Origin of the sequence: Chitinophaga rhizosphaerae (assembly GCF_003958645.1) — a bacterium.
GTDB lineage: Bacteria > Bacteroidota > Bacteroidia > Chitinophagales > Chitinophagaceae > Chitinophaga > Chitinophaga rhizosphaerae.
The window spans coordinates 62,915-76,350 of record NZ_RXLO01000006.1; the positions used below are offsets into that span (position 1 = coordinate 62,915).

General features: G+C 56.5%; 12 protein-coding genes. 11 read left to right on the forward strand and 1 reads right to left on the reverse strand.

The window, feature by feature from the left end:
* Position 1 precedes the first annotated feature (1 nt).
* From EJ361_RS15415 to EJ361_RS15445, 7 genes are all read left to right on the forward strand, one after another.
* Positions 2 to 1,252: a sigma-54 interaction domain-containing protein gene (locus EJ361_RS15415; RefSeq protein ID WP_126246538.1), complete on the forward strand. Its 1,251-nt coding sequence runs from the start codon at positions 2 to 4 to the stop codon at positions 1,250 to 1,252.
* Positions 1,253 to 1,259: 7 nt separating this feature from the next.
* Complete coding sequence (locus tag EJ361_RS15420; RefSeq protein ID WP_164714268.1) at positions 1,260 to 1,778, forward strand: LptE family protein; 519 nt, start codon at positions 1,260 to 1,262, stop codon at positions 1,776 to 1,778.
* A 41-nt stretch (positions 1,779 to 1,819) separates the two neighbouring features.
* Positions 1,820 to 3,568, forward strand: a complete 1,749-nt coding sequence (locus EJ361_RS15425) for a hypothetical protein (RefSeq protein WP_126246540.1) — start codon at positions 1,820 to 1,822, stop codon at positions 3,566 to 3,568.
* Between the two features lie 49 nt (positions 3,569 to 3,617).
* The gene (gene secG, locus EJ361_RS15430; RefSeq protein ID WP_240646641.1) at positions 3,618 to 3,962 is read left to right on the forward strand and encodes a preprotein translocase subunit SecG; all 345 of its coding nucleotides are present in this window, start codon (positions 3,618 to 3,620) and stop codon (positions 3,960 to 3,962) included.
* Positions 3,963 to 4,043: 81 nt separating this feature from the next.
* Positions 4,044 to 5,093, forward strand: a complete 1,050-nt coding sequence (gene mltG / locus EJ361_RS15435) for an endolytic transglycosylase MltG (RefSeq protein ID WP_126246542.1) — start codon at positions 4,044 to 4,046, stop codon at positions 5,091 to 5,093.
* 33 nt (positions 5,094 to 5,126) lie between these two features.
* Positions 5,127 to 6,095: a YihY/virulence factor BrkB family protein gene (locus EJ361_RS15440; protein ID WP_126246543.1), complete on the forward strand. Its 969-nt coding sequence runs from the start codon at positions 5,127 to 5,129 to the stop codon at positions 6,093 to 6,095.
* An 81-nt stretch (positions 6,096 to 6,176) separates the two neighbouring features.
* Complete coding sequence (locus tag EJ361_RS15445) at positions 6,177 to 6,779, forward strand: thioredoxin family protein (RefSeq protein WP_126246544.1); 603 nt, start codon at positions 6,177 to 6,179, stop codon at positions 6,777 to 6,779.
* A 327-nt stretch (positions 6,780 to 7,106) separates the two neighbouring features.
* On the opposite strand, the gene EJ361_RS15450 is transcribed toward EJ361_RS15445, so the two are convergent.
* Positions 7,107 to 9,602 carry a M14 family metallopeptidase gene (locus EJ361_RS15450; RefSeq protein WP_126246545.1) on the reverse strand — a complete coding sequence of 832 codons (2,496 nt, stop codon included), beginning with the start codon at positions 9,600 to 9,602 and terminating at the stop codon, positions 7,107 to 7,109.
* Between the two features lie 99 nt (positions 9,603 to 9,701).
* Between EJ361_RS15450 and ggt the strand changes: the two genes are divergently transcribed.
* From ggt to EJ361_RS15470, 4 genes are read left to right on the forward strand one after another with little or no spacing between them, the layout of a single operon-like run.
* On the forward strand, positions 9,702 to 11,387 hold the full coding sequence (gene ggt, locus EJ361_RS15455) for a gamma-glutamyltransferase (protein ID WP_126246546.1): 1,686 nt from the start codon (positions 9,702 to 9,704) through the stop codon (positions 11,385 to 11,387).
* A 39-nt stretch (positions 11,388 to 11,426) separates the two neighbouring features.
* Positions 11,427 to 11,954: a DUF1572 family protein gene (locus EJ361_RS15460; RefSeq protein ID WP_126246547.1), complete on the forward strand. Its 528-nt coding sequence runs from the start codon at positions 11,427 to 11,429 to the stop codon at positions 11,952 to 11,954.
* The gene (locus EJ361_RS15465; protein WP_126246548.1) at positions 11,951 to 12,367 is read left to right on the forward strand and encodes a hypothetical protein; all 417 of its coding nucleotides are present in this window, start codon (positions 11,951 to 11,953) and stop codon (positions 12,365 to 12,367) included. Before EJ361_RS15460 ends, EJ361_RS15465 begins: the two co-directional genes overlap by 4 nt.
* A 1-nt stretch (position 12,368) precedes the next feature.
* Complete coding sequence (locus EJ361_RS15470) at positions 12,369 to 13,427, forward strand: aminotransferase class I/II-fold pyridoxal phosphate-dependent enzyme (protein WP_126246549.1); 1,059 nt, start codon at positions 12,369 to 12,371, stop codon at positions 13,425 to 13,427.
* Positions 13,428 to 13,436 lie beyond the last annotated feature (9 nt).

A 13,436-nucleotide genomic window follows, 5' to 3' on the forward strand; every position in this document is an offset into this window, starting at 1 on the left:
AATGGACAATATTCAAAGCATAAAAAACCGCTTCGGCATCATCGGCAATTCGCAGTCGCTCAACTACGCGCTGCAGGTAGCCGCACAGGTCGCCAATACAGACCTGACGGTGTTGATTTCCGGCGAAAGCGGTGTGGGCAAGGAAGTATTCTCCCAGATCATCCATGCATTGAGCGCCCGCAAGCACAATCCTTTCATCGCCGTGAACTGCGGCGCCATCCCGGAAGGCACGATCGATTCGGAGCTGTTCGGGCATGAAAAGGGATCGTTCACCGGAGCGGTAGACAACCGTAAAGGATATTTCGAGACCGTGAACGGCGGCACCATCTTCCTCGACGAGATCGGTGAAATGCCGCTCGGCACCCAGGCGCGCCTGCTGCGCGTGCTGGAAACCGGCGAATACATCCGCGTGGGATCTTCGAAAGTGCAGAAAACCGACGTGCGCGTGATCGCCGCCACCAACCGCGACCTGCTCGAGCGTACGCAGCAGGGCAAATTCCGCGAAGACCTCTATTACCGCCTCAATACCGTTCCCATCCGCGTGCCTTCGCTGCGCGACAGGAAAGAAGATATCCCCATGCTCTTCCGCAAGTTCTGCGTGGATTTCGCGGAGAAGTACAAAACGACTTCCATCCAGCTGAACGAAGAAGCGCGGGACGTGCTCGTGAATTACCCCTGGCCGGGGAACGTGCGCGAACTGAAGAACATCGCCGAGCAGATTTCCGTACTGGCGCCCGAGAAGCTGGTGACGGCCACCGACCTGCAGCACTTCCTGCCGGAGCAGCCCACCGTCAACCGCCTGCCCATGCTGGCGCCGGGCGGCCAGGGCAATGGCGACTTCGCTTCCGAGCGCGATATCCTGTACAAACTTTTCTTCGACATGAAGAAGGATGTGACGGAACTGAAAAAGATGTTTTTCGAAGTGCTGCAAAATCCGAATATGGCGCAACACGCTGCCTACGCGGATTCCGGCGTACTGGCGGGATCGTATCAGCCGGCCGAAGCACCGGTGGTGACAACGCCCAATATCATCGCCGCACCGGCCACCGCCCAACCGATCATCCTGAAAGACAACGCCATCGATCATCATGAAGAGGTGGAAGAAACGCTTTCCATCGCCGACAAGGAAAAAGAACTGATCGAAAAGGCGCTGCGCAAGCATAAAGGGAAAAGAAAAGATGCTGCGCTCGATCTCGGTATTTCGGAACGCACCCTGTACCGTAAACTGAAGGAGTATAACATTCATGAATAAACGACCTATGTCCAGATACATCGCCCTGCTGGCGGGCCTGGCCCTTTGGGCAGGCATCGGTGGCTGTACCATCAAGTATTCCGCCAGCGGCGCCCGCATCGATCCCGCGGCCAAAACCGTATTGGTACGCTATTTCGATAACCGTGCACCGCAGAATAACCCGCAGCTGAGCCAGAACATCACCGAAAAACTTCGCCAGAAGATCCTCGCGCAAACACGCCTTGCCCAAACCAACGACCAGACGGCCGATTATGAGTTCCGCGGCACCATCACGGGCTATTCCGTTTCCAATTCCGCGGTGACCAATATCGATAAACCGGCTTCCGCCCGTTTGACGATCACCGTGAACGTGACCTTCATTACCCGGGTGGGCGACAAAAAAGGCGGATTTACCAACCAGTCGTTCTCCCGTTCGGCCGACTTCAACGCCCAGCGTACGATCACCGAATCTGAATCCGCGCTGATCGCCGAGATCGTCCCGAACCTGGTAGACGATATCTTTAACCGGGCCTTCGCGAACTGGTAGCCTTTCTTTGATTTAGACATTATTTTCATATTTTAGCGCACATGACGCCAAACAGGATCATAGATCATATTTTTCACGAAGATGAGCTGCGGAACGTAGACCAGCAGGCGCTGGAGCGTTTGGTGGAGCAGTACCCGTATTTCGCGGCCGCCCGGGTCCTGCTGGCGCAAAAACAATTCGCTTACACACCGGATTTCCAGAGCCCGGTTTTCAAGGCGGCACAGCTGTATACCAGCACGCCGCAATACCTTTACCAGCTGGCATCCGAAAATGCGCCCGCCGAAGCGGCAGCCCCAGCAGCCGAACCGGCAGACGCCTGGCAATCCGGCGAAATAGCCGTGCAAGACGCGGTAAACGGCCAGGACCAGGCCATTATCGATAACCTGGAAGCCGCGGCCGACCAGCAGCCCGCCCTTCACAGCCAATCGCTGGAAGCGGAAGTGGACGAGGAAGAAACCGCCCTGCTCGACGAACTGGAGCCGCCCTCCCCTGCTACGGATGCCCAACAGGCCTGGCAAAGCAACGCTGTTCATGAACTACCGGCGCTCTTACCGGAAGAGAAAATAGTGTTGCAGACCGAGGAAAACGGGATCAGCGCGGAAGACCAGGCCATTCTCGACGAACTGGAAGCCGAAGACCGCGCCGCCGCGGCCGCTCTCGCCGATACATCCCCAATCGCCGCCCCGCCTACGGAAGTAGACGAAGTGGTGGCGGTGGATTACGAAGCCGAAGCCGACAAAGCTGTATTTGAAGCCGCACGCAACCTCGAAGTGCCCGACGACGTGGTGTCTGTGGATTATGAAGCGGAAGAAGAGAAAGCTGCATTCGACGCCGCCCGCAACCTCGAAGTGCCTGACGACGTGGTGTCTGTGGATTATGAAGCGGAAGAAGAGAAAGCCGCATTCGACGCCGCCCGCAACCTCGAAGTGCCTGACGATGTGATCGCGTTGGATTATGAAGCCCTCCGCACCGAAGCACCCGCCGGATATGAACCCGAAATTGAAGAAGAGGAAATAGAAGTCCCGACGGGCCACGCTCCCGAAGGCCATGGCATCGCCATACCGCCCGCGCCGGAAGCCCCCCATCCCCACGAGCCCGCCACTTACGAGCCGGAGATCGAGGAGGAGGAAGTGGAAATTGCCACGGGCCACACTCCCGAAGGGCACGGCATCGCCATTCCGCCCGCGCCGGAAGCCGCCCATCCCCACGAACCCGCCGCTTACGAACCGGAGATCGAGGAGGAGGAAGTGGAAATCCCCACGGGCCATGCCCCCGAAGGCCAGGGCATCGCCATTCCGCCCGCGCCGGAAGTGGAACCCGCCGAAGGCGAAACGCCCATCCGCATCCACCCGATGGATGCACCGGCCCAGGAAACCGAGCTTACCTTCCAGCCCCTGTTCACGGAAGACTATTTCGCATATAAAAAACTGAAAGAGCCGACTAACGCAGAAAGCATGACCGCAAAAGCCGCCGCTGAAATGAGAAGCTTTACCGACTGGCTCCGCCAGATCAAGGACAACTTCGCCGGAAAAGCCACCAAAGACTGGTACCATCAGCAATTGCACAAACTTTACGAAGACGACGACCCGGAAGTGACCGAACGCGTGGAAGCCATGGCCATACAGTCTATCACCCTGAACGACGACATCGTTTCCGAAACGCTGGCAGAGATCTGGGTACGGCAAAACCAGCCTGAAAAAGCCATCGCCGTTTATCAAAAATTAAGTTTGCTTAATCCGGGCAAAAAAGCGTACTTTGCGCAGAAGATTAAAGACTTACAAAACAATTGACAACTCATAACTAGTAGCTAATATGTTGATTTTCTTTGGAATATTGATTGTGATTGCCTGTATTCTGCTTGGCTTTTTCGTACTGGTACAGAACCCCAAAGGCGGCGGTCTCGCCGGTAACCTCGGCGGTTTTGGCAACCAGGTGATGGGCGTTCGCCAAACGACCGACGTGCTGGAAAAAGGCACCTGGGTACTGGCGGCCGTTATTGCCGTACTGTGTCTTACTTCAACCATGTTCATCGGTTCCGCAGGTACCGGCGGCAACAACATGCCCCAGAGCGCCAGTGAACGTGCACAAGGCGCAGCTCCGGTTACCAACAGCACTCCGCTTCCCGGCGCACAACAGCAGGCCGCTCCTCCGGTTCAGCCCGCCAACGACTCCGCCAAACACTAAATATTCCTTCCGAATAATATTTACAAAGACCTCGCCGTTAAAAGCGGGGTTTTTTGTTGACTATACTCCGCCTTCTACAATATGCGTAACAAAACCAAAAAGAACACCTCTCCATGGGTGCGCCGCATCGCCATCATCGGCTCCTGCCTGATCGCAGGCGCCCTCGTGGCAGCCGCATACCTGCTCATGGGGCCCAATACCCGCTCCTTCGGCGATAAAAAGTACTTCTACATTCCCACCGGCAGCCGGTACGAAGATGTGTTGAAAGGCTTGCAGGAACAGGAGATCATCACCTCCCGCGCCACCTTCAACATCGTTGCCCGCCAGCTCGGATATCCCTCCCGCGTGAAAGCCGGCCGGTACGAAATTAAAAAAGGAATGGGCAACCTGGAGATCGTCCGCATCCTCCGCAGCGGCCGCCAATCGCCCGTACGCCTCGTCATCAATAAACTCCGGCTGAAAGACGATTTCATCCGGCTCGTTTCCAACAACCTGGAAGCAGATTCCACCGCCATGCGCGCCATTATGGAAGACGCCGTGTACCTCCGCCAGTTCGGGCTCGATTCCACCACGGTGATGTGCGCCGTCGTCCCCAACACTTACGAGTTTTACTGGAATACCTCCGCCGCCAAAGTTTTCGAAAAGATCGAAGGAGCCTATACGGATTTCTGGAACGAAACACGCCGCAGCAAAGCCGCCGCACTCAACCTCACGCCCGTTCAGGTGACCGTGCTCGCATCTATCGTGGAAGAAGAAACCAACCGGCACGACGAGAAGCCCGTGATCGCCAGCGTATACCTCAATCGCCTGCGGACCGGCATGAAGCTCGGCGCCGACCCTACCGTCAAATTTGCGTTAAAAAATTTCGCGCTGCGCCGGATTTACAATGTGCATACCGAATTCGATTCTCCGTATAACACCTACCGTTATTACGGCCTCCCTCCCGGCCCGATCTGCACGCCTTCCGCCAAATCCATCGACGCGGTGCTGACGCCTGCGGAAACGGATTACCTCTATTTTGCCGCAAGGCCCGATGGCAGCGGATACCACTCTTTCGCGGTGACGTTCAAGGAACATCTCGACAATGCGCGGGCCTACCAGAAAGGCCTGAACGCGAGGGGCATCAAATAATTCGTATTTTTACGGCGGTCCAACTCCCAATAGATGATCGACGTAGAAAAACTTATCCTCGAATCCCGGCCCGTACTGTGGCTGACGCATAAGAGCAAATCACTGGTATTACCGGGGTTCGACGGCGCGCCCCTTTACGACGTCATCGTGTTTTTCCTTAAGGAAACGGCGAAGGAAAGCCTGGTGGAAAGGGCGGCGGCCATTTCGTTCAACTTCCTGCTGGCCATCCCGCCGTTCTTCATTTTCCTTTTCACGCTCGTTCCGTTCATTCCGCTGCAAAACGTGGAACCGACGCTGTACGACCTCGCGCAAACGATCACGCCGAATTACAACAGTTACATCATCGTGCGCGACATGATCCATGATTTCCTCTATACCCAGCGCAACACACTGCTTTCCGTCGCTTTCGTACTCAGCTTTTATTATTCGTCGAACGGGGTGATGGGCATGCTGCGCTCGTTCGATAAATTACTCCCCGGGTTCCGGCAGCGCACCTGGTGGCAAACGCGGCTCACGGCGCTGAAGCTGACCATCTTCCTCGTTTTCCTTTTACTTGCCACGGTGGTGCTCATCATCATGCAGGGCACGCTGTTGAAGAGCGTGCTGGCATACATTGGTATCGACAACGAATATTCGCAGTTTTTGTTGCAGGTGGTGCGGTGGACGCTCATCGTGCTGCTGTTCTTTTCCATTATTTCGTTCATTTACCGGTTTGGGCCGGCGGTGCAGAAGAAGTGGAAATTCATTTCCGCGGGTTCAACTTTCGCCACCATCGCGATGATCGTGGTGACGCTCGGGTTTTCTTTCTGGGTGAACAACTTCGCGCGGTACAACCAGATCTACGGCTCTATCGGCACCGTACTGGTGCTCATGCTGGTGGTGTATTTCAATTCATTTATCCTGCTGATCGGCTTCGAACTGAACACGAGTATCAGTACGTTGCGGGAGATAGCGGCGGAAAGGGAGAAGGAAGAATCGCCTGAATTACAGGGACTTTCATAGTACCATCCGGAAAATAGGATGGATGGCTTTTGTTTGCACCCGAAATACCTTAATTTCATATCAACCAAATTATGGAGGCCTATGAAAAAGCAGTTCTTTTTCCTCCTGTTGATCGCGGCAGCGGCGGTTTCGTTCCGTTCGCCCGCTTTCCTTGACATTGGGGCGAAGATGCCAAAAGCCGATGTGAAGATGAAGGATGTTTCCGGCAGGGAATTGTCGCTCAACGATGCGAAAAAAGCCAATGGTTTGCTGGTCATGTTTTCCTGCAATACTTGTCCGTATGTTGTCCGCAACCAGGACCGTACCCGTGCCATCTGCCAATTCGCGCAGAAGAACAATATCGGTGTGATCCTCGTCAATTCCAACGAAGCGGCCCGAACCGGCGGCGATTCTTTCGAGGCCATGCAGGCGTATGCGCGCCATCAATCGTATCAATGGCCTTATGTCGTGGATAAAGACAACCAGGTGGCGAATGCGTTCAACGCAGACCGTACGCCCGAATGCTATTTGTTCGACAAGAGCAGTACGCTCGTCTACAAAGGCGCGATCGACGACAATCCCGGCAGCGCGACAGAAGTAAAAGAGAAATACCTGCAAACCGCCATCCAGTCCATGGTCGCAGGAAAACCCATCGCCAACCCTTCTACCGCATCCGTCGGTTGCGGCATCAAACGGAAAATGTAAATGCAATTGTTCGACATATCCAAAGCCGCCCGATCTGCCGGGCGGCTTTGGTGTTTCAATGGGAAGTACTTGCGCCGAGACCCGGATAAATATTCCGCCTTGGTCTTTGGATGTTTGAATGATGTTGTGCGCGTTGGAAGCATGCGGATATTGCCGCAAATTTTCATATCGACAGATGATTTGAAAGAGATGTGGATCCCTGAAAGCCGGCGGAGGGCATTGCTGCGGAAGATCGTTTTCAATAACAAATTGCATTCCGTTGTACGGCTACAATAAAAAAATCCGATCGCGCGAACGATCGGATCTTTCAAGTTCTGTGTATTTGCACTACTGTCCTACGAAGAACACGGCATTGCCGAAGAGCAGCTTACCGTTTTCCCAGAAGGAGCGGAAGAGCGGGTTATCCGTCATCAGCACCACTTCGCCGTTGCCGATTTCCTTGACGCCGAACACGAGGCCATCGCGGAGTCGCTCCCGGGCCGTGGCGCCCACGAAACCGGTCAGGTAATCGTCGCCCTTCAGCGCACCTACGTTCCAGCCATCGTCCTTGAAATACGCCAACAGCTGATCATTCTGTTTCAGCGTGTAGTAATATTCAGGGTAACCGAACGCCAGCGGATGGGTTTTGTCCATATGCACTTTAAAGATCGCGCCGGGAATGAATCCCGAAACGCTTTCGCGCTCCCGGTTGGCGTAAGATTTTAAATGAATGTATGGGTCCTGGGGCGTTTTTTCGCCTGCTTCTTCCTTCTCATCTTGTTTTTCCTTTTTCATGGCAATCCCCCACTCGCCTTCCGCCAGTTGCGCCACCGCATCTTCCATCACGATCAGGCGGCCGCCGGCAGATACCCAGTTTTTCAGGCGGGAAGCCGTATTCTTATCTTTCAACGCTTCGTATCTGCCGTCGGGGATGATCAGCACATCGAGGTCTTTCCAGCTGGAACCGGGCAATGCGGCCACGGGCAGCACCGTCAAGGGATATTCTATCTGTTCTTCGAAATAGTGCCAGACTTCACCCATTCCCAGGGAAGACACGCCGTCTCCGGCGAGCACGCCTACTTTGGGCTTGCGGATGAAACGGATTTTATCCGAACCGAAATCGGCCCCTTTGTCCACGAACCCCGTTGGCACGCGGGTAACTTTCACGCCCATACGCGCAGCAATGACGGGAATCGCATCCAGCGAGCTATTGCCCGATTTGGTGATGATCAGCGTACCCGCGGGGTGGACCCTTCCGCCGATGGTGAACGGCGCCTCCGCATATCGGACCCGCATATTACGGTTGAGCAGGGCAGCGAGGAATTTTACATCCTTCATGCTGTTCCAGCCAGCGAGATAGGCATACGTGGCGCCCTCTGCCGGAGGTATTACCGCTTTCTCCGGCGCATCCGAAACCGCAGGCTGCAAACGGGCCTTCACGGCATAGGCGGGCAGTCCATAGGCATAAGGCATCGCCCAGGCGGTAATATCGTAAGTGACGCTGTCCGTCAACCGCGCCACCGGCTCAAAAAGCACGCGCACCATCGTGGAGCGCGGCTGATAGGCGCTTACTACCAGGTCGCCCTTTTCGAGGGAAAAATTCTCCGTTTTACCGGTAAAATAATTAAAACCGTTGCCAGACGAGTTACCTGTCGCGAAGCCGTATTTAATATCGTTATTGCGCAGCGTTTCCACCAGCAACATGAGCTTTTCTGTATTTCCTCCGCTCTTCACCACGAAGGTCTTGTATTCGCTCACCGGCTGTTGGCGTGCCTCCCGGAAGAATTTCCCGAATTCGTCCACCAGTTTTCCAGCTTGCGCAACGGAAACTTCCACGGTGGCGATTCCGGTCGTAAAGTGATGGTCCAGCCGGTCTTTCAGCCGCAGCGTATCGCCTTCGCGATTGAGGATCGCCAGGCCGGCGCGGCCGCTTCCCCCCTGCTCGTACGTCATACCGATAGCGCCATTATAAGTGGGATAGGTATCGCCGTAGCTGGGATAGAACAGGTCGAACTGTTCCTTGGTAAAATACAGCCAGCCGTTGGCATCGAAATAAGTGGCGTTGTGTTTCCCGATCTGCGTCTGGAACGCGCGCTGCCATTGCGTTACAGCATCATGCAGCGGTTCCGCCGCCGGTGCGAAATAATACGGCGCGTCTACGCCCTGTTCATGAAAATCGACATGTACCTGCGGCATCCAGCGATTATATTGCGCCACGCGCTGCCGCGATTCCACCTGCGATTGCCAGGCCCAGTCGCGGTTCAGATCGAAATAATAGTGATTGGGGCGCCCGCCGGGCCAGGGCTCCACGTGCTCCCGCGAAAAAGGGGTAGCATCGGGAATGCGGGCGTGCACGGAATTGTAGAAGTTCACGTAGCGGTCGCGCCCGTCAGGGTTCAGGCAGGGATCGATGATGATCACGGCATTTTTCAGCAATTGCTGCCGGTCGGTCAACAGCGAATGCGCGGTACGCATGGCCGCTTCGGTAGACACGGCTTCGTTGCCGTGCACATTATAACTCAGCCAGATGATAACGGGCTGGTCTTTGGTTGCGCCACCCTCCAGCAGTGCGAGGTTCCCTTTCCTGATATCCTCTATCCGCGCGATGTTTTCCGGCGCAGACAGCACCGCCAGGATGAGGGGCCTGCCTTCATAGGTTTGTCCGTACGTTTCGAGCCGTACCATGCGGTTACCGTCGGCCAGTTTACGGAAATAATCCACCACTTTATGATGTGGCGTAAACCTCGTCCCCAGCGGATATCCGAGGAATTCCGACGGGGATTGCTGTGCCCGGGCGGCCAGCAGGGAAACAGTCAGGAGAATGGTGCAGAAAAAGGATTTCATATGGTCGAAGTATCCGGCTAAGATAGGGAAAAAGCGCATCGCGGAAGCGCCTCCCAAGCCGGAAAATATCCGTATTTTAGGGCGAAACGCTCGAGACCTATGCGCATCTTTTTGTTCCCCCTGCTGTTGTTGGCCTGTCTTGTTTCCGTGGCGCAGCAGCCCGGTCCGTACCATTATTCCATTCGCAAATACATGGAAGCGAAGCGGTTCGCCGTTTCGAGCGCCCATCCGCTGGCCAGCGAGGCGGGTGCGCAGATCATGCGGGAAGGGGGCAATGCCGTGGATGCGGCCATCGCGGTGCAGCTGGCGCTGGCGGTCGTATATCCGGCGGCGGGGAACCTGGGCGGAGGGGGCTTTCTGGTAGCACGGCTGGCCGACGGGCGGACCGTTTCGATCGACTACCGCGAGAAAGCCCCGGCAAAGGCGCACCGCGACATGTACCTGGATCCGGCCGGCAACCCGGTGGCCCGCCGGTCGCTGGACGGGCACCTGGCCGCGGGTGTTCCCGGAACGGTAGCAGGGCTTGTGGCGTCGCAGGAATTTGGCAGGCTTCCCCTCTCCCGACTGGTGGCCCCGGCCATCGAACTGGCGGAGAAAGGGTTCGTGATCACGGAACACGAGGCAGACGGGCTCAACCGTTTACGGGAAGCATTCATCCGGTTGAACACGCGCCCGGTGGCGTTTGTGAAAGATGCGCCCTGGAAACCGGGAGACACCCTCGTGCAGAAAGACCTGGCCGGCACTTTGCGCCGGATCGCGCGGAAAGGCATGAAAGGATTTTATGCCGGGGAAACCGCCAAACTCGTTGCCGAAGAAATGAAACGCGGCGGCGGGATCATCACGGAGAAAGACATGGCCGCCTATAAAGCGGCTTCACGCAAACCCGTGGAATTCGATTTCCGCGGGCATACCGTCATCAGCATGCCTCTCCCCAGCAGCGGCGGCATCGGGCTGCAGCAAATGCTCGGCATGGTGGATGCGACGCATCCGGAGCAGTTCGCATTCCATAGCCCCGAAGCCGTTCAGCGCATGATCGAAGCGGAAAGAAGGGCGTATGCCGACCGCGCCGAATTCCTCGGCGATCCCGATTTCGTGAAAGTACCGGTGGCACAACTGACCGGCAACGCATATCTCCGGCAGCGCATAGCTGATTTCACACCCGGCAAACCCACGCCCAGTACGGGCGTCAAAGCCGGCGGGCCATTCGAAAGCACGGAAACCACTCACCTCAGCGTGGTAGACGCCGAAGGCAATGCGGTGGCCGTTACCACCACGCTCAATGGCGGCTACGGCAGCAAAGTGGTGGTCGGCGGCGCGGGGTTCCTGCTCAATAACGAGATGGACGACTTCTCCGTGAAGCCCGGCACCCCCAACATGTACGGCCTCCTCGGCACGGAAGCCAACGCCATCGCGCCGGGAAAGCGCATGCTCAGCTCCATGACACCCACCATCGTGCTGAAAAACGGGAAGCCTTACCTGGTGACAGGCACGCCGGGCGGCTCCACCATCATCACTTCCATGTTCCAGACGCTCATGAACGACATCGTGTTCGGACTCGACGCGCAAACCAACGTCAACGCGCCCAAATTCCATCACCAATGGTGGCCGGACGAAGTGCGCGTCGAAAAGGAATTCCCCGAAGCCACGCGCATCGCGCTGGAAAAAATGGGATACACACTCAAAACAGGCGCCCCCTGGAGCCGGACCGAACTTATCCGCATCGAAAACGGGAAGATCGAAGCGGTGGGCGATTGGCGGGGAGACGACAGCGTGGCCGGTGAATAAATTCGTACATTTAATCTTCCAACAAAAAGATCAAACCGTATGAGACTTTACCTGGACAGTGCGAAGAAACGACTGCTCTCCTACAAGGACCTCGCCGAGAAAACCTTCCGGCAGCTCAACGATCAGCAGATCCACTGGCAGCCTGCGGGCCAGCCCAACAATATTTACATCATCGTAAAACATATGAGCGGGAATATGCTGTCGCGCTTCACGGATTTCCTTACCAGCGATGGTGAAAAACCCTGGCGCCAGCGCGACGCCGAGTTCATCGACGATGCGCCAGACGCTACCATGTCCGATTTGCTGGATATGTGGAACAAGGGGTGGGATTGCCTCATCGCCGCTATCGACAGCCTGTCGGAAGAAGACCTCGGTAAAACGGTCTACATCCGCACCGAACCGCATAGCGTGATGGACGCCCTCAACCGCCAGCTTTCCCATTATCCGTACCACGTGGGCCAGATCGTATTTCTCGGCAAGATCATGCGGGCAGACGGATGGGACAGTTTATCCATTCCCGTGGGGCAATCGCAACAGTTCAACGACGAAAAAGCCGCCGGCAAATGAAAATATCCATCTTATCCCTTTTGGCGGCGATGTTGCTCGCAGCCTGCAATTCCGGTAAAACGAACGCGTTGCTGCAACACAAGAAATGGAAAGTATATGACGTGACCGTTCCCGCGGGGACTTCGTATAACCACGTGCAGGCAACCCAGGCCAAAGACCTGAAAACCGGATATTACAGCGACGCCTATTACCAGTTTCTCGACAACGGCCTGTTCATCGCCACTATCGGCGGCGTGCCCGACAGCGGGAAGTATTCCCTGCTCAGCAACGGCAAGATCATTTCGGTGACGGGCGCGAGCGGATCGCGCGGATCGGAGCATCTGGTGGAAGTGGTGAAGCTGACCGATACCGAATTCGATATGAAAGTGACGACCGGCGAATATTATTTCGTACTCCGCACCCGGAAACAGTAACATGATCAAGATAACAGACAGTATGCCCGGCAGGACGGTCGTTTGCGACGGCCGTGAATTGCTGTTCTTCTCCGGGTTTTCCTACCTGGGGATGCACACGTCTCCTGTTTTCCGGCAATTGCTGGCGGAAGGGCAGGAACGCTTCGGCAGTGTGTACCCCAGCAGCCGCATCGGCAACCTGCAATTGCGGCTGTACGAGGAGTTGGAACACGCACTGGCGGTACATACCGGCCAACAGGCGGCGGCCTGCTTCTCGTCGGGCTACCTTTCCGCCCAGGCGGCCGTTACCTATGCCGTTACCCGGGGAACGCCGTTATATGCGCCCGGCGCGCACCCGGCGTTGCGCTACCCCGGCGCTGTGGTGACTTCCGGGAATTGGGAACATTGGCTGGATGCGACGGTAGACATGCTCAACCGCGAGCCGGACAACGCTTACGTCCTCATCAGCGACGCGGTGGACCCGCTGCGCGGTAAGGTGCATGATTTCAGTGCATTGGCGCGCCTGCAGCGCAAAGCCCTCGTCCTGATCGACGATTCGCACGGCATCGGGGTGTTGGGAGCGCAGGGTGAAGGGATTTCGGGGATGTTGCCCATTTCGGAGAACGCGCATTACCTGATCACCGCATCGCTGGCGAAGGCGTACAGCCTGGAAGGGGGCCTGGTGGCGGGACATGCGGCGGATATCGCCGCCATCCGCCGGTTACCGCTTTTCACGGCCAGCACGCCGATCATTCCTGCCAACGCGTACGCCTGGCTGAAGGCGGCGCTTGCTTTTTCGGACGCGCGCAAGCTGCTCCGCGGCAATATTACCGCACTGGAGCGGCTGACCGGCGCCATCGACGAACTGCCGCATCCGCACGAACTGCCCATGTTCGTGCTGGAAGACCCGTCGGAAGCCGTTTACAACTGGCTGCTTTCCCACGATTCGCTTATTTCTTCCTTTGCCTATCCCGATCCCCAGGGCGACCGGATCAACCGGATCATCCTGTCGGCCCTTCATACACCGGACGATCTCGAAATGATCGCTGCACAGCTCGTTCAATATTATTCCCACACATAAATACTCCGC